The following is a 16420-nucleotide window of genomic DNA, read 5'->3' as shown; positions in this document are numbered from 1 at the left end:
GCAACGCCCTCACGCGGGTTTCGGATGAACCTGCCGACCCGCCATATAGGTGGCCCGGACTTCCAGATCGGCGATCTCCTCGGGGTCCACTGCGCGCGGATCTGCCGACAGCACAACGAGATCGGCATACTTGCCGACCTTGATCGAGCCGATGCGGTCGTCGGCGAACAACTGGTAGGCGGCGTCGAGGGTCTGCGCCCGGATGGCCTGCTCCACCGTGAGCCGCTCCTGCGGTGCGAGCACCCGGCCGCTGGGCGCCCGCCGCGTCGCGGCCACGCTGATATTGCGCAGCGGCTCTTCGGGTGTCACCGGCGGATCGTTGTGCAGCGAGATGCGCATCCCGGTCGCCACCGCCGAACCGCACGGCATCCACCGCTCGCCGTGTTCCGGCCCGAAGAGCCCGTCGACGATGACATCACCCCAGTAGTGCAACTGGTCGACGAACAGGCTGCAGGTCACCCCGAGCGCATGGGCCCGGGCCAGCTGCGCGTCGGTGATGGCGCCGACGTGCTCCAGCCGCAGCCGGTGGTCATCGCGCGGGTGGGCGCGCAAGGCCTCCTCGTAGACATCCAGGATGGTGTCGACGCCGGCATCGCCCTGCACATGGCAGGCCATCTGCCAGCCCTTCGGGTAGAAGGTCCCGACGATCTCGGCCAGCTGCTCGCGGGTGTAGTTGGCGTGCCCGCACGAGCCGGGGATCACGCCGATGCTGCGGGTGGCGTCGGTGTCCAGGTACGGGAAACTCAGGTCGATGTTGCCGATCCACGGCGAACCGTCCACCCAGATCTTGATACCGACCTGGCGCACCACATCGTCACCGTCGAACGGGCTGGCATCGGTGTGCAGTTCGGCGGTGGACATCTCATAGGTGCGCAGCCGCACCGTCAGCCGATCGTGCAGAGCCTCCAGCATCGGCCGGAACATCGGGTCGAACGCCATCTCCGAACAGGTGGTCAGGCCGGCCCGGTTGAGGCGGTCGCATTCGGCCATCAGCATCGCCGGGTAGTCCCCCACCGAGATGGCGCCACCGATCAGCGGAAACACCGCCGCCGATTCCTCCGCGGAGCCGTCCAGGTCGCCGTTGTCGTCACGACCGTACCGGGCGCCCTTGGGGTCCGGGGTGTCGCGGCTGATCCCCACCGCCAGGGCCGCCGCCGAGTTGAAGAAGGCCTTGTGCCCGGAGTTGTGCATGATCACCAGCGGGGTGTCGGCGACACCGTTCAGCCATTCCAGCGTCGGCTCCGGTAACCCTTTCTGCAGCAGCGGATCCCAGCCGTTCAGATAGGCACCCTCGGCACCGCGCCGGGCCACCTCGGTGTGCACTGCCGCGACGACGTCATCGGTGGACGGCAGCGTCACCGGCCGGATGTCGACCATCCGGTCCGACAGCGCCACCGCCTCCATCAACGGATGCCCGTGCGCCTCAACGAAACCGGGCAGCACGCAGCCCTCGCCCACCGAGACCACAATGGTGTCCGGCCCGATCCAGTGCGGCAGTTCGTCGTCGGGCAGGTCCACCGCGGCGATCCGCCCGTAGGCGACGGCCAGATTGCGCGCGGTGGGCAGCGCGTCGTCGACGGTGAGGATGGTTCCTGTGATGATCAGATCGGCCGGCTGCTGTGGGCTGGTCATCCCGCAAAGGCTAGTTCGCGGCGGGCGACCGGACTGCGCGATGAGAAAAGTTCGCGGCGCGTGTCGATTCTGTGTGGGTTCCGTTCGACGTATCCATGAGGGCACGATCGACGTGCCCCTTCCCGAATAGAAGGAGACACCGAGATGTCGCGCTACATGCTGATCATGCGAGTCGCCGATCCCGCCGCCGCCGAGGCCGCCATGGCCGGGATCGACTTCGACGAGATCATCGCGTCGATGGGCCGCTACAACGAGGAACTCATCAAGGCGGGCGTGATGCTGGCCGGTGAGGGACTCACCGGACCCGAGGAGGGCTTCGTCGTCGATTTCGATTCCGACCCGCCGGTGGTGACCGACGGCCCGTACGCCGAGGCCAAGGAGCTGTTCAACGGGTTCTGGATCATCGAGACGTCATCGGCCGAGGAGGCCAAGCAATGGGCGCGCAAGTGCCCGCTCGGTCCCGGCGTGAAGCTGGAGGTGCGCCGCGTCAGCGAGATCGAGGAGTTCGCCGCGGACAACCCCTGGATCCAGAAGGAGATCCAGTGGAAGGCGGATCTGGCCGAGAAGATCGCGAAGGCGGCACGGGAGGCCGCTGACCGCTGATCAGGATGTGGCGCGGATCCGCACGGGTCCGCGCCACTGCGCGTCCGGGTCGAGCACCTCACCCCGCTGGCTGATCTCGACCTCACCGCGCCTGGCCAGCGCTCGCGCTTCCGCGCGGGCGTCGTCCATCAGGTCGCGCCACTGCTGCCCGCCCACCGCGCGGGCGGCATCCGAGGGGCAGATCGTCTTGTCCGGTCCGCGTTCGCGGGCCAGCGACAGGATCGCGGCGCGGATGTCGTGGTTCACCCCGTCCAGTCAAGCCGAATCGGGCGGCCCTTGCCAGCAATTCTGTAACACGTTCTAATCTGAAGCTATGAGTGACGAGCATCTCCGCCATTTCCAGCACTCCGGCCACCTCACCGTCGGCGCGCTGAAGCGCCACAAGAACCGTCCCGTGCTGTTCCTCGGGGACACCACGCTGACCGGCGGCGAGCTCGCCGACCGCATCAGCCAGTACATTCAGGCCTTCGAGGCCCTCGGGGCGGGAACCGGCGCCGCCGTCGGGCTGCTCTCGCTCAACCGTCCCGAGGTGCTGATGATCATCGGCGCCGGCCAGACCCAGGGCTTCCGCCGCACGGCACTACACCCTCTCGGCTCGCTGGACGATCACGCCTACGTGCTGTCCGACGCCGGGGTCACCTCGCTGATCATCGACCCCAACCCGATGTTCACCGAGCGCGCGCTGGGACTGCTGGAGAAGGTGCCCTCGCTCAAGCAGGTGCTGACCATCGGACCGGTCCCGGAAGAGCTCGCCGATGTGGCCACCGACCTCAGCGCCGAAGCCGCCAAGTACGCGCCGCAACCGCTGGTCGCTGCGGACCTGCCCGCCGATCACATCGGCGGCCTGACCTACACCGGCGGCACCACCGGCAAGCCCAAGGGCGTCATCGGCACGACCCAGTCGATCACCACGATGACGACCGTGCAGCTGGCCGAATGGGAATGGCCGGAGAATCCCCGCTTCCTGATGTGCACGCCGCTATCGCATGCCGGCGCGGCGTTCTTCACCCCGGTCATCGTCAAGGGTGGCGAGCTGATCGTGCTGACGAAGTTCGATCCCGCCGAGGTGCTGCGGGTGATCGAAGAGCAGAAGATCACCGCGACGATGCTGGTGCCGTCGATGATCTACGCGCTGATGGACCACCCCGACAGCCACACCCGCGACCTGTCCTCGCTGGAGACCGTGTACTACGGCGCCTCGGCGATGAACCCGGTGCGCCTGGCCGAGGCGATCCGGCGGTTCGGGCCGATCTTCGCCCAGTACTACGGGCAGTCCGAGGCGCCGATGGTGATCACCTACCTGTCCAAGAAGGATCACGACGAGAAGCGGCTGACCTCCTGCGGGCGGCCCACCCTGTTCGCGAAGGTGGCGCTGCTCGGCGAGGACGGCCAGCCGGTGCCCCAGGGCGAGGTCGGTGAGATCTGCGTGGCCGGTCCCCTGCTGTCCGGTGGCTACTGGAACCTGCCCGAGGCGACCGCCGACACCTTCAAGGGCGGCTGGATGCACACCGGCGACCTGGCCCGCGAGGACGAGGACGGCTTCTACTTCATCGTCGACCGCACCAAGGACATGATCGTCACCGGAGGTTTCAACGTCTTCCCGCGCGAGGTCGAAGATGTTGTGGCCGAACATCCGTCGGTCGCCCAGGTGTGTGTCATCGGCACCCCCGACGAGAAGTGGGGCGAGGCGGTGACCGCGGTGGTGGTGCTGCGGCCCGACGCCGACACGTCCGAGGATGCGGTGACGACCATGATCGCCGAGATCCAGGCGTCGGTGAAGGAGCGCAAGGGATCGGTACAGGTACCCAAGCAGGTCGTCGTCGTCGATTCGGTGCCGATCACCGCGCTGGGCAAGCCCGACAAGAAGGCCGTCCGCGCGCAGTTCTGGGAGGGCGCAGGACGTTCGGTGGGTTAGCGGGAGGCGAAGCGGGGTACAGATGCGCTGACCACGTAGCTTCGCCCAGATAGGACCCGCCCGATGGACGACCGCACCGCTGTCGCCGCAGCACCCGCCCGCACCTCGGAAGCGCTCAGCACCTGGGCGCTCTTCCTGAGCATGATCGCCATCGTCGGGTTCGCGATGTCCGTCGGCACCTTCGGATTCGACAACATTGGCCTGTCGCTGGGTGCCGGCCTGCTCTCGCTGACCAGTTTCGTGGCCAGCATGTTCTTCTTCAGCGCCGACGCGCAGGACCACGACGCCACCTAGGCGCTAGCGTGGCGGCGTGGCAGACACCGACCTGCGCGACACCGTCGATGCCGTCTGGCGGATGGAAGCCGCCAAGATCGTCGCCACCCTGACCCGCGCGTTCGGCGATGTGGGACTCGCCGAGGATCTGGCGCAGGAAGCTCTGGTGGACGCCCTGGCGCAGTGGCCGTCCACCGGCGTGCCCCGTAACGCCGGGGCCTGGCTGACCACCGTCGCCAAACGCAAGGCCATCGACCTGTGGCGCCGGCAGGACAACCTGGACACCAAGTACGCGGTGCTGGCGCGTGAACTCGAGGATCGCGTCGAGGACGCGTGGGATCCCGATCGCATCGACGATGACGTGCTGCGGCTGGTGTTCATCGCCGCCCACCCCTCGCTGACCCGCGAATCGCAGATCGCGCTGACCCTGCGGGTCGTCGGCGGGCTGAGCACCGACGAGATCGCCCGGGCGTTGCTGACCTCCAAGGCTACGGTGGCCGCGCGGATTACCCGCGCCAAGAAGACACTGGCCGGGACCGCGTTCGAGGTGCCCGACCGCGCCGAGTTCGGTTCGCGACTGTCCGCGGTGCTGGCGGTGATCTATCTGATCTACAACGAGGGCTACGCGGCCTCTGCCGGACAGCGCTGGATCCGCGACGAATTGTGCAGTGAGGCTTTGCGTCTGGGGCGGATACTGCAGGCGCTGACCCCGACCGAACCGGAGGTGCACGCCCTGGTGGCGCTGATGGAATTCCAGGCGTCGCGGTTCGCCGCCCGCGCCGACGCACACGGCAATCCGATCCTGCTGGAGGACCAGGACCGCACCCGCTGGGACCGCGCCCAGATCCGTCGGGGTGTCACCGCCATGCAGCGCGCCGACCAGGCCCGCGGGCAGCGCGGCTGGGGCCCCTACGCTCTGCAGGCCGCGCTGGCGGAATGCCATGCCGTGGCGCCGACGGCCGCCGACACGGACTGGGCCCGCATCGTGGCGCTCTATGACGCGTTGCTGCAGATCGCCGGATCCCCGATCGTCGAACTGAACCGGGCGGTGGCCGTCGCGATGTCCGAGGGGCCGGCGGCGGCACTGCTGATCGTCGATGCCATCGACGGGCTCGACGGCTCCCACCTGCTGCCCAGTGTGCGCGGTGAACTGCTGGCGCGGCTCGGCCGCGACGCCGAGGCCGCCGCCGAGTTCACCGCCGCGGCCGGCCTGACCGCCAACGAGCGCGAACGCGGCGTACTGGAGAAAAAGGCCGCGCGCTCACAGGGGGCGGCACGGTAGACATGAGCATGTGGTTGACCTGACCCTGCGCACCGTCCGCGACGACGACGATTTCGTGACCTTCGACCATGCGCTGTACTCGGTGTTCCTGAAGGATCCGCGACCCGACGAGACCGAGCTGTCCCGAACCATCACCGACCTGGACCGGATGTTCGGTTTCCATGACGGGACCCGGTGGGCCTCCACGGCCGGCGACTACCGCAAGCAGGTGATCCTGCCCGGCGGTGCGCTGGTGCCCGTCGCCGCGGTCACCGCCGTCACCGTGTCACCGTCGCACCGTCGCCAGGGACTGTTGACGCAGATGATGCGCTACCAGCTCGACGGCATCCGGGCCCGCGGCACCGAGGCCCTGGCCATGCTGTTCGCCTCCGAGACCATGATCTACGGCCGATTCGGCTACGGGCTGGCCAGCCAGAACACCGTGTTGACCGGCCAGGTACGCGACCTGGGATTCCGGCCGGAGGTCGACCTCGGCGACGGAAGCGTGACCGAGACCGACGCCGCGACACTGCTGGCCCACGGCCCGGCGATCTACGACCGGGCGATCGCGGGCCTACCCGGCCGGATGGACCGGCCGCGCCCGTGGTGGGACTACCACATCCACGACAACGACGAACGGCGCAAGGACAGCGGCCGGATCCGGTTCGCCCTGCACCACGAACCCGACGGCACCCCGAGCGGTTTCGCGATCTACCGGCCCAAGTCCGACTGGGCGGCGACCGGGCCCAACGGCACCCTGCACATCGAGGAGGTGCGCGCCACCAATCCACGCGCCTACGCCCGTATCTGGCGTTTCCTGCTGGATATCGACCTGGTCCGCAGCATCAAGTACGACGGGGCGGCGGTGGACGAGCCGGTGCGCTACCTGCCGGCCGACCAGCGTGCACTGCAATGCGAGGTTGTCGACGGCATCTTCGTGCGGTTGGTCGACGTGGGCCGCGCGCTGGCGCTGCGCCGGTATGCCGCACCCGTCGACATCGTGCTGGAGGTGCGGGACGCGTTCTGCCCGTGGAACACCGGCCGCTACCGGCTGCGGGGTGGCCTCCACGACGCCGCCTGCGAAAGCACCGACGCGCCGGCCGACATCGCGATCTCCGCGCGCGACCTCGGCGCCGTCTATCTGGGTGGCACCAATCTGACGCAACTGGTCGCCGCGGGCCTGGTCGACGAACTCACCCCGGGCTCGGCGCTGCGGGCCGCGGTAGCCTTCGGCTGGCCCGTCGCACCCGCGATCCCCGACCACTTCTAGGAAGGATGGCACCCCGTGATCAGCGCCGTGCTCTTCGATTTCTCCGGCACCCTCTTCCGGCTGGAGGAAGACGACAGCTGGTTCGACGGCATCACCGTCGACGAGAAGGCGGTGGACGGTCACGTGCAGGCCGAGCTGATGCGCCGGGTCACCGCCCCCACCGGCAGTTCGGTGCCGATGTCCGAAGAGCAGCAGCACAATTGGGCCAACCGCGATCTGGAACCGCACCTGCACCGCGAGGCGTATCTACATGTGCTGCGCGAGTCCGGGCTCACCGGTGCGGATGCCGCCGCGCTGTATCCCAAACTGGTCGACCCGGCGTCCTGGACGCCGTACCCGGACACCGCGGCCGCCCTGAACGGGTTGCGCGAGGCCGGGATCAAGACGGCGGTGGTGTCCAACATCGCCTTCGACCTGCGGCCTGCGCTGGTCGCCATCGGTACCGCGGCCGACGAATACGTGCTGTCCTTCGAGGTCGGCGCGGTCAAGCCGGACCCGGCGATCTTCGAAACCGCACTGGCGCGGCTGGGTGTCGAGCCCGCCGATGCGCTGATGGTCGGTGACAGCGAGGAGGCCGACGGCGGGGCCCGCGCGGTGGGTTGCGCCTTCGCGCTGGTCGACCCGCTGCCCACCGGCCAGCGACCGGACGGGCTGGTCACCGCGCTTCGGGCGCACGGCCTCGCTGTCTAAACCGCCATCCAGGTGTGGGTCTCGCTGCGGGACACCACCACACCGTCATGGATCACGATGCGATCGGCCGGGGCGTTGGCGATCACATCGGTCACCCCGGTGCCCCGCACCGCCAGCAGTTCGGCGCGTGCGCCCACCCGCGGGCCCGCCGCCGGCAGACCCAGGACGGCCCGCGCGTCATCGGTGACCAGCGAGATGGCGGCGTCGGGGTCCACGTGCCCGGCGACGACAGCCAGCATCGCGGTCTCCAGCGCGTCACTGCGGCCGAGCGGATTGAAGGGGTCGCGGACATTGTCGGCGCCGGCGGCCACCGGCACACCGGCGGCGCGCAGGCGCGCCATCGGGGTGATCCCGCGCGGTGTCGCGGTCTCGATGTCGCGGCCGTGGATGGACAGGTTCGTCAGCGGGTTCGCGACCACCCCCAGCCGCGCCGAAACCACCTGCGGCAGCAGCTCGTCCAGTTCAGCGGCCGTCATCATCGACAGCCGGGTGCAGTGGCTGGCGGTGCGGTTGCGATCGGCCGGCCAGTCGCGCACCCGGGCGGCGTACCCCGGCAGGGTGTGGTGGTCGCCGACCAGGAATTCGTCGGTGTGCAGATCGGTGCCGACGCCGCGGTCCTCGGCGACACCGAGCAGGCGATCCAGCTCGGCCAGCGGTTCCGGCGCACTGTGCGGGGACCCTCCCACCAGGTCGGCGCCGGCATCCAGTGCGCCGTGCAGCAATTCGACATCCGAATAGGCCTTGATCAACGCGACGATCTGAATGTCCATCACGGCGCGCAGTTCACGACGTACCGCATGCACGGCGCGGATGCCCCGCAGCGGGTCATCGCCGTAGAGCACATCGACGTGGGTACGCACTGCGGTGGTTCCATTGCGCAGCAACATCAATGCCGCCGTGCGGGCCCGCCGCCGGAACGACTCCTCGTCGAACCGCAGCGAACCCTCCTTCCAGGTGGCGATGGCATGGTGCAGGTCGCCGGGCTCCGGTCGCAGTTCGTCCCAGGACAGCGCCTTGTCCAGGTGGGCGTGCGGCTCGGCGGGCGCGGTCAGCAGCACGAAGCCATCGAGATCGAGTACGCCGGGGACATCGCCGTGCCCGGCACCGGAGGCCGGGTGGACGGCGGCCACGACGGCATGCCCGCCGTCGCGCCCCAGGCTCACATCCACCACCGAACCGTCGGCCAGCGTCGCGTTCGTCAGCGTCGAGAGCTGTTGTCCCGCCGGCCCTGTTTCTGAAACGGGCATCGTCACCCTCGCCGGGTCCGCACATACAGTCCGGACACGTGCGCGCAGGCTGCGGCGCGGGCCCCCTCGGCATCGCCGGCCTCGATGGCCGCCACGATGCGCTCGTGCTCACCTACCGCCAGGCGGCGGTTCAGTTCCGCGGTCCACATATCGGACCGGTACAGGTGCGACTGACCGTCGAGCCGTGCCAGCGCATCGCTGAGCGGCCGGTTGCGCGCGGTGTCCCGGATCAGGGTGTGGAACTCGAGGTCGAGTTTCGCGTCGCGGAACCGGTCCGCGGACTCGTCGAGCATCTCGCGTTGCACCTGAACCATTTTGCGCAGCTGTTCGACGGTGGCCCGACTGGCGTTGAGGGTGGCGTTCTGGGCGGCCAATCCGTCGAGCACCTCGCGGACGTCGAAGACGGACTTGACCGCTTCCTCGTCCAGCAGGGTCACCCGGGCGCCTGCGTTCCGGGTGTGGGTGGCCAGCCCCTCGTAGATCAGCTGTTGAACGGCCTCACGTACCGGCGTGCGGCTGACGTTGAGGCGGGCCGCCAGGGCCGGCACGCTGAGCGGGCTGCCGGGCGCCAATTCACCACTGAAAATAAGCTCCTGCAACGCACTGTGCACCGACTCGGTGAGCAGGGCACCGTCCGAACTGGTCATGGTGGTGCCCTCCTACTCGGCCGCGGCGGACACCCGGGCGGCTTCCCGCAACGCTATCGGTGGTGCCGCACCGGTGCGCAGACCCGCGACCTTCATCGCGATGTTCTCCGCGACGGTGATCGGCTCATAGCCGGTCTCGCCGTCTGCCACGGTGCCCGGCAGCGGCGCCAGGACCGCATCGTGGTTGCCGTCGAAGAAAAAGGCCGCCGACCGTCTGCGCTGGATCCGGCCGTCGAACACCGGTGGATCGACACGGTGCACGGTGGAGAGCCAGCGGTCGTTGGTCCACCGGGCCATGGCGTCGCCGAGGTTGATCAGCAGGGCGCCGTCCGCGGGCTGCACATCGTGCCACGTCCCGCTGCGGTCCAGCACCTGCAGACCGGGCACCTGATCGGCCCACAGGATGGTCAGGATCCCGAAATCGGTGTGCGCGCCCATGCCCTGGAGGTCACCGGCGAAGCGCTGGTCGCCTTCGGGGAGCGCGAAGTTGTTCATCTTCAGCACCTCGATGGAATGGTCGATCATCGATTCGAAGTAGCGGTGCGGCAACGCCAACGCGTCGGTGACGGTGCCCATCAGTGTTCGGGCCAGCGCCTGCACCTGGCCGAAGTAATGCTGCACCTGCGGTTGGAACCCCGGGGCGGCATCGGGCCAGTTGTTCGGCGCGTAACTGGTCTCGGGCAGATTCAACCCGGGAAACGACGTCACCTCGGTGCCGATGGTGAAGGCCTCGTAGTAGTCGTTCATCTGATTGGCCGAGATGCCCAGACTCATGCTCAGCGATTCGCTCTTCGGGGGCGAATAGCCGCGGTTTGTCGACGGATCCCGCCGGTAGGCCTGTTTCACCGCCAGTGGCAGCCCGAAGAACTCGTCCAGCGCCGCCGTCAGACCGGCGATGGCGTCCAGATCGACGCCGTGACCGACGATCTGGATGAATCCGACCTCGCGGCACGCGGCATCGAAGGCGGCGGCCACGGCCGCGCACTCCGGGTCGGATGCGGCGTTGCGGCCGGCCACATACGGGCTGACATCCAGGACCGGGACGACGAAACGGTTCACAGCGGACTCCCTGACTCGTGCCAACGACCGACGGCCACCCGCGAGATCGCGCCCATCACGGCGAACACCAGTACGCCGAACACCGACGCCAGCACGATCGCGGCGACGAGGTCCTCGGACTGCAGCCGTGCGCGGTACACGTCGAGCAGGGTGCCGATGCCGGGTTGACCTTTTGCGAAGAACATGTCGCCGATGATCGCGCCGACCACCACCAGCCCCGCTCCGGTGCGCATCCCGGTCATGATCGCCGGAAGAGCCGCTCTCAGTTCGAGTTTCACCATCCTGTCCCAGCGGGAGGCGCCCGACACGGTGAACAATTCGTGCATGCCGCGGTCCACCGACCGGATGCCGAAGTGGGTGTTGGTGATGATGGGGAATACCGCGATCAGCATGCAGACCAAGGTGCGGGCGGCCATGCCGTAGCCCATCCACAGCCCGATCAGCGGCACGATGGCCAGAATCGGGATGACCTGGATGACCACCGCGTACGGGTAGATGATCTTCTCCAGCCACTTCGCCTGGCACATCAGCACTCCCGTGCCGACGCCGACGACGGCGGCCACAGCGAACCCGATGAGGGTGACCTCCGCGGTGACGGCCAGTGCCTCCAGCATCGGCTTCAGCCGGGTCCAGTCCATCAGCGAGTTGCGGAACACGTCCATCGGTGGCGGCAACAGGAACCGGCGGTGGGGTTCGAGGACCAGGTAACTGACCGCCGACCACAACGCCAGACCGAATCCCAGGGACAACAAGGGATAAAGCACGGCGCCGCTGATCTTTCTGCCCCGGCTGTCTCTGGCCACCGCCGGCGCGGACTGCGCGGCGGCAGTCCTGCGGGCCAGCAGCCTGCCCGGCGCTTCCAGCGCGGTCCCGAGCACGGTCATGACGCCCTCCCGTGGAGAAGTGCCGAGATCTCGGCGGTGTAATCGATGAACTGTGACTCGAAACGCAGTTCGGGAGAACGGGGATAGTCGAACCCCACGTCCACGATGCCGGCGATGCGACCCGGCCGCGGTGTCATCACCACGACGCGGTTGGCCAGGTACACCGCCTCCGACACCGAGTGCGTGACGAACATCGCGGTGAAACCCCGGTCGGCGTAGAGGCGCTGGAGTTCGACCTGCATCTCCAGCCGCGTCATTTCGTCCAGCGCACCGAACGGCTCGTCGAGCAGCAGCACGTCCGGCGACAACGTCAGCGCCCGGGCCATCGACACCCGCATCTTCATGCCGCCGGACAACGACCTGGGCAGCTGATCGGCAAAGGCCTCCAATCCGACCGCTGAGATGGATTCCGCTGCACGCTTTTTCGTCTCGGCGCGACCGGCCTTGCTGAGCTCCGCGCACAGCTCGACGTTCGCCCGGACGCTGCGCCACGGCAGCAGGGTGGGCTCCTGGAAGATGAAGCCCACCGACGAGGTCCCCAGCCGCACCGAACCCGAGGTGGGCTGCTCAAGATGTGCCGCCATCCGCAACAGCGTCGACTTGCCGCACCCGGACGGACCGACCACGGCAACGAACTCGCCGGGCCGGATCGACAGGTCGATTCCATCGAGCGCGACGGTGCCGGTGTCGAAACGTTTGGTGATGTCGCTGAACTCGATCTGCGCGGCGGCGAGGGCGACCCCGCCGGGCGGCTGGGCGGGCTCGCGAAGGGTCCTGTCCGGTTCCACTAGAACTCCCGAAGATTGGCATTACATGCAGCGTGACCGCTGTGGGATGCCTACAGCGTTGATTACATGTATTACGTCCGCATTTCGGGCGGTAAAGCGCAGGTAAGGATTCCCGCCGAAAGCCCTGGAAAGCTGCCCACACGAGGTGCCACGACGATTCGTTTACACAGCCGCAACAGTGACCATGATTGCATGTAATTGCATGCGCCCCATCGATGCAGCGCAACCGTCTCTGCCCGCCACGTTACTGACGAAGTCACGAGGAACCCATGAACCGATCAGCCTTTTGGCGTGCGGCCGCCGCCGGCGCCGTCGCCTCCTTCACCTTCACCGCCTGTTCGTCGGCCTCCGAGTCCCCCGGCGGACAGGCCTCCGAGCCGGCGGCTTCGCTGGCGCCGGCTCCCGCGGCACAACAGCTCGCCGACGTATGCCCCGCCGATATCGGCATCCAACTGCAGTGGCAACCGCAGTCGGACATGGGTGCGGTCTTCGGCATGCTCGGTCCCGGCTACCAGGTGGACACCGAGGACAAGTCGGTCACCGGGCCGCTGGTGGCCGGCGGCCTGGACACCGGCGTCGACATCACCCTGAAGTCCGGCGGGCCCGCCATCGGTTTCCAGTCGGTGCCGTCCCAGCTCTATCTGGATGACTCGCTGATCCTCGGCATCGTGCACGGTGACATGCTGGTCGCCGCCGCCGCCGAGCAGCCGGTCGTCGGGGTCACCCCGTTGCTGAAGTACAGCCCGGCCATCCTGATGTGGGATCCGGCCACCCACCCCGACTTCAGGACCGTCGCCGACATCGGCAAGACCGATGCCACCGTGGTGACCTCCGAAGGCCAGATCTACCCCGCCTGGCTGGTCGACAAGGGCCTGCTCAAGCAGTCGCAGATCGACCCCAGCTACGACGGTTCGCCCGCGCGCTTCGTCGGCGATCCCACCATCGTGCAGCAGGGGTTCGCCAACTCCGAGCCCCACGTGTACGAACACGACACCCCCGCGTGGAACAAGCCGGTGGGCTACGGGCTCGTCAAGGACGCGGGCTACGACATCTACGCATCCAACATGTCGGTGCGTGCCGACCGGGTCGACGAACTCGCGCCGTGCCTGGAGAAGCTGGTGCCGATCATCCAGCAGTCCGGCGTCGACTACGCGGCCGAGCCCGCACCGGTGAATTCCGTCATCGTCGACATCATCGCGCAGGACAGCACCTACTCTCCCTACACCGAGGGGGAGGCAGCCTACGGGGCGCAGACCCTGGTGGAGAAGGGCCTGTTGGCCGCCGAGGACGACGGGTCGTTCGGCGTCTACGACACCGCCCGGACCGCCCGTAACGTCGAGGATCTGCGCGGCGTGCTCGCCACCACCGGAAATGTCGTACCCGCCGAGATGACCGCGGACGACCTGTTCACCAACCAGTTCAGCGATCCCTCGATCGCGATGAGCTGACGCCGACAAAGGAGACACCGACATGGTCGAGATGACCGAACTGCAGCGCGAACGTGCCATGGGCGCGCTGGGCACCGAGAGCGACCGGGAGGTGCGACGGATATCGCTGGCCGACCTGGCCACCAGGCGTGACCAGATCGCCGACGAATTATGGAGCGCAGCAACCGATATCGGGTTCTTCCAGGTGGTCGATCACGGTATCGACCTCGCGGACGTACGTGCCGCGTTCGCGATGTCCGAGCGGTTCTTCGCGCTGCCCGACGAGGTCAAGGCCCGCTGGCCCAAGCGGTACAACTCGGGCTGGGAGCAGCTGACCCAGATCCGGCCGTCCGTCGGGGTGCCCGATCAGAAGGAGTCCTATCAGGTCACGTTGTCGAACATGGACGGGTTGTGGCCCAGCGACCAGGAACTCGCGCACTTTTCCACGACCATCCGCGATTTCGAGCACAAGTGCTGGGCGCTGGCCATGGAGCTACTGTCCCTGTTCGCCGGCAAACTCGGTTTCGACCGGGATTTCTTCACCCGGGCGCACGACCCGTCGTCACCGACCTACCAGAGCACACTGCGCCTGTTGCACTACTTCGCGCTCCCAGCGGATGCCGACCTGACCGGCGTGTGGCGCGCGGGTGCACATACCGACTTCGACTGTCTGACACTGCTGTTCCAGCGGGACGGTCAAGGAGGCCTGCAGGTGTGCCCGGGCAAGGAACGCGACGCCCAGGTGTGGACGTCGGTACATCCCTCGGAAGAGGCCATCACCTGCAACATCGGCGACATGCTGATGCGCTGGAGTGACGATCTGCTGCCGTCGAACTTCCACCGGGTCAGGAGCCCCGGACCGACAGATCACCGCGGCGCGCGCTACAGCATCGCGTTCTTCGCCCAGGCCAACCATGAGGTGATGATCGCCGGACCCGGGGGTAAGTATCCGCCGATCAGCGCGAAAGATTATCTGCAGCAACGGATCAGCGCGAACTTTGCGCGGTAGCCGACCGACACTGGTGCCCACCGGCGTCAGCTTCAATCGGGATCGAGCCGCGGTGGCGGGTCCGGCGGCGTGATCTGCCGCCGGACCCGCTGCTTACGCGGTTTCACTGTGTAGTTGTCAAGGTACGCAAAAGGTTTACGCGGCGGTGGGTAGGTCGGTCATGGTGCGTCGTGAGTGGGAGCGCAGGTGCGCCGGCTCGGGTTCGCCAGGGTTGTGGGGTGGGATGAACCAGGGGTGGCGGTCGGGGCCGAGGTAGACCTGCCAGCCGTTGTGGTGGATCGCGGTGTGGTGGCGTCGGCAGAGCAGCACGCCGTTGTCGATGCTGGTGGTGCCTCCGCTGCTCCACGGGGTGATGTGGTGGGCATCGCACCACGACACCGGGCACCCGCATCCTGGATGCGCACACCCACCGTCACGCACTGCCAACCCTTTCCGGATCACGGGCGTAAAAAGTCGCTCGCTACGCCCGACGTCGAGTGGCGCCCCGGCGCTATCAACGGTCACTACCCCGACGGTGCTGTCGCAGGTGATCAGGTCGGCGGTATCGGCGCTCACCGGTCCGGTGAAACCGAGGGTGTCGACGAATCCTGCTGCGGCGGGCCGGATGAGGGTGACGTGCGGAAGCACCCCACCCGACGCTGGGCGCCGCGAGTTCGACAGGTAGGTGCGCACCAGCTGCCCGAGGGCGTCCGCGCGACGTTTACCGACCGGACGTGGGTCCGGTGATCCGTCCGGCAGTGGCATTGGCCGGCACAACGGGTCCAATGCGGTGAGCAATTCCTCACCGGTCAACGCGTCCACATCGAGGGTCGCCGCGACCCGCCCCTCCTCGGTGACCACCACAGTCATCTCGTTGAGGTCAGCGTTCTCCGCGACGGGCACCGACAGGTCGTCTTCGGGTTGAGCGCCGGCCTTGTCGATGGCGATCGCGCGGGCCTTTTCCGCTATCTGCGATGGCGTGGTCTGGATCATCAGTTTGGTGACGACCCCGGCCCGCTCCTCTTCGGACAGGGCGACCCTGTTGTTGATGTGGGTGACTCCTTTGCCGACGGCGTCGGCGAACTCGATACCGACCCCACCGAGTCGCTGCGCCCGGGTCAACGCCGGCAGCGTGTGTGCCGCGCGCCCCACCCGCGTGGCCCGGTACGCCGCGCCGGGCGCCACACCACAACTCATGAGCAGATCGGCTCCCGAACGTAGGTGTTTGCGGGCCGGGATCCCGAGCCGCTCAGTGGCCGCAACCGCTTGGGCGATCACATGATCGGCCAGGTTGCGTGTCACCACCGCGGCGGCCAGCACCGCCAGCAGGGGCTGCTCATCGAGCACCCGCCGCGGACTATCCAGCAGATCGAACAACCGGCGATCGGCATCGTCGGCGGGTGGGGGCCCAACAGCAAGGTCATCGATGAGCGCATCATTGACCGTATCGAGATAGGTGGCGTCCATGCTGGATACCGACTTTCACAGAAGGTGCCCAACGGGCACGATCAGTCAATACGGCTCGCACAGTCCCGTAGGACCGTCGAACCTTTCGGCGACCGGAGTCGCGGTCTGAAGCTCACCGTCGCGATGTGGGAGCTACGTCGCATTCGAACTTATGTTCGATCATACGCCGATCTACTGACTCAAACTTCTTGTCATGTTCGTCGGGGTAAGACTGGCGACATGTCAGAAGGAGTGTCAGATGACGAGATCACGGCAGTCGAAAGTATCGG

Annotated in this window: 16 protein-coding genes; 8 read left to right on the top strand and 8 right to left on the bottom strand. The window is 67.6% G+C overall.

The window, feature by feature from the left end; genetic code table 11:
• Positions 1–9: 9 nt before the first annotated feature.
• Positions 10–1632: an amidohydrolase gene (locus ASE48_RS07510; RefSeq protein ID WP_057166441.1), complete on the bottom strand. Its 1623-nt coding sequence runs from the start codon at positions 1630–1632 to the stop codon at positions 10–12.
• A 144-nt stretch (positions 1633–1776) separates the two neighbouring features.
• Here ASE48_RS07510 and ASE48_RS07505 point away from each other — a divergent pair, with 144 nt between their 5' ends.
• Entirely contained in the window at positions 1777–2235 is a 459-nt protein-coding gene (locus tag ASE48_RS07505; RefSeq protein WP_057166440.1) for a YciI family protein, read from the top strand.
• Here ASE48_RS07505 and ASE48_RS07500 read toward each other — a convergent pair whose 3' ends face one another.
• On the bottom strand, positions 2236–2481 hold the full coding sequence (locus tag ASE48_RS07500; protein WP_057166439.1) for a DUF3253 domain-containing protein: 246 nt from the start codon (positions 2479–2481) through the stop codon (positions 2236–2238). It abuts the gene before it with no gap.
• Positions 2482–2548: 67 nt separating this feature from the next.
• On the opposite strand from ASE48_RS07500, the gene fadD8 reads away from it, so the two are divergent.
• From fadD8 to ASE48_RS07475, 5 genes are all read left to right on the top strand, one after another.
• Positions 2549–4150, top strand: a complete 1602-nt coding sequence (gene fadD8, locus ASE48_RS07495; protein ID WP_057166438.1) for a fatty-acid--CoA ligase FadD8 — start codon at positions 2549–2551, stop codon at positions 4148–4150.
• A 63-nt stretch (positions 4151–4213) separates the two neighbouring features.
• Entirely contained in the window at positions 4214–4444 is a 231-nt protein-coding gene (locus ASE48_RS07490) for a hypothetical protein (RefSeq protein WP_057166437.1), read from the top strand.
• Between the two features lie 61 nt (positions 4445–4505).
• On the top strand, positions 4506–5705 hold the full coding sequence (locus ASE48_RS07485) for an RNA polymerase sigma factor (protein ID WP_057166560.1): 1200 nt from the start codon (positions 4506–4508) through the stop codon (positions 5703–5705).
• Positions 5706–5715: 10 nt separating this feature from the next.
• A complete protein-coding gene (locus ASE48_RS07480; protein WP_057166436.1) occupies positions 5716–6954 on the top strand; it encodes a GNAT family N-acetyltransferase in 1239 nt (412 codons plus the stop codon).
• A gap of 15 nt (positions 6955–6969) precedes the next feature.
• Positions 6970–7644, top strand: coding sequence for an HAD family hydrolase (locus tag ASE48_RS07475; RefSeq protein ID WP_057166435.1), 675 nt, complete (start codon positions 6970–6972; stop codon positions 7642–7644).
• Here ASE48_RS07475 and ASE48_RS07470 read toward each other — a convergent pair.
• Genes ASE48_RS07470 through ASE48_RS07450 form a run of 5 tightly spaced genes read right to left on the bottom strand, consistent with a single transcriptional unit; the run spans position 7641 to position 12200 of the window.
• Positions 7641–8891 carry an amidohydrolase family protein gene (locus tag ASE48_RS07470; protein WP_057166434.1) on the bottom strand — a complete coding sequence of 417 codons (1251 nt, stop codon included), beginning with the start codon at positions 8889–8891 and terminating at the stop codon, positions 7641–7643. The genes ASE48_RS07475 and ASE48_RS07470 overlap by 4 nt on opposite strands.
• Positions 8892–8893: 2 nt before the next feature.
• Positions 8894–9538, bottom strand: coding sequence for a GntR family transcriptional regulator (locus tag ASE48_RS07465; RefSeq protein ID WP_057166433.1), 645 nt, complete (start codon positions 9536–9538; stop codon positions 8894–8896).
• 12 nt (positions 9539–9550) lie between these two features.
• Positions 9551–10597 carry an isopenicillin N synthase family dioxygenase gene (locus ASE48_RS07460; RefSeq protein ID WP_057166432.1) on the bottom strand — a complete coding sequence of 349 codons (1047 nt, stop codon included), beginning with the start codon at positions 10595–10597 and terminating at the stop codon, positions 9551–9553.
• Positions 10594–11481: an ABC transporter permease gene (locus ASE48_RS07455; RefSeq protein WP_057166431.1), complete on the bottom strand. Its 888-nt coding sequence runs from the start codon at positions 11479–11481 to the stop codon at positions 10594–10596. The genes ASE48_RS07460 and ASE48_RS07455 overlap by 4 nt, the downstream gene beginning before the upstream one ends.
• Positions 11478–12200 (bottom strand): ABC transporter ATP-binding protein, encoded by a 723-nt coding sequence (locus tag ASE48_RS07450; protein WP_235570915.1) that lies wholly within the window; start codon positions 12198–12200, stop codon positions 11478–11480. The genes ASE48_RS07455 and ASE48_RS07450 overlap by 4 nt, the downstream gene beginning before the upstream one ends.
• A 338-nt stretch (positions 12201–12538) precedes the next feature.
• Between ASE48_RS07450 and ASE48_RS07445 the strand changes: the two genes are divergently transcribed.
• Positions 12539–13717 carry a hypothetical protein gene (locus ASE48_RS07445; protein WP_057166429.1) on the top strand — a complete coding sequence of 393 codons (1179 nt, stop codon included), beginning with the start codon at positions 12539–12541 and terminating at the stop codon, positions 13715–13717.
• 22 nt (positions 13718–13739) lie between these two features.
• The gene (locus ASE48_RS07440; RefSeq protein WP_057166428.1) at positions 13740–14705 is read left to right on the top strand and encodes an isopenicillin N synthase family dioxygenase; all 966 of its coding nucleotides are present in this window, start codon (positions 13740–13742) and stop codon (positions 14703–14705) included.
• A gap of 135 nt (positions 14706–14840) precedes the next feature.
• Here ASE48_RS07440 and ASE48_RS07435 read toward each other — a convergent pair whose 3' ends face one another.
• A complete protein-coding gene (locus ASE48_RS07435; protein WP_057166427.1) occupies positions 14841–16151 on the bottom strand; it encodes an HNH endonuclease signature motif containing protein in 1311 nt (436 codons plus the stop codon).
• Positions 16152–16420 lie beyond the last annotated feature (269 nt).

The organism is Mycobacterium sp. Root265, from assembly GCF_001428895.1.
In the GTDB taxonomy this organism is placed as follows: domain Bacteria; phylum Actinomycetota; class Actinomycetes; order Mycobacteriales; family Mycobacteriaceae; genus Mycobacterium.
Note: the sequence above shows the minus strand (reverse complement) of the source record. Positions and strands in the feature narration are given on the sequence as shown.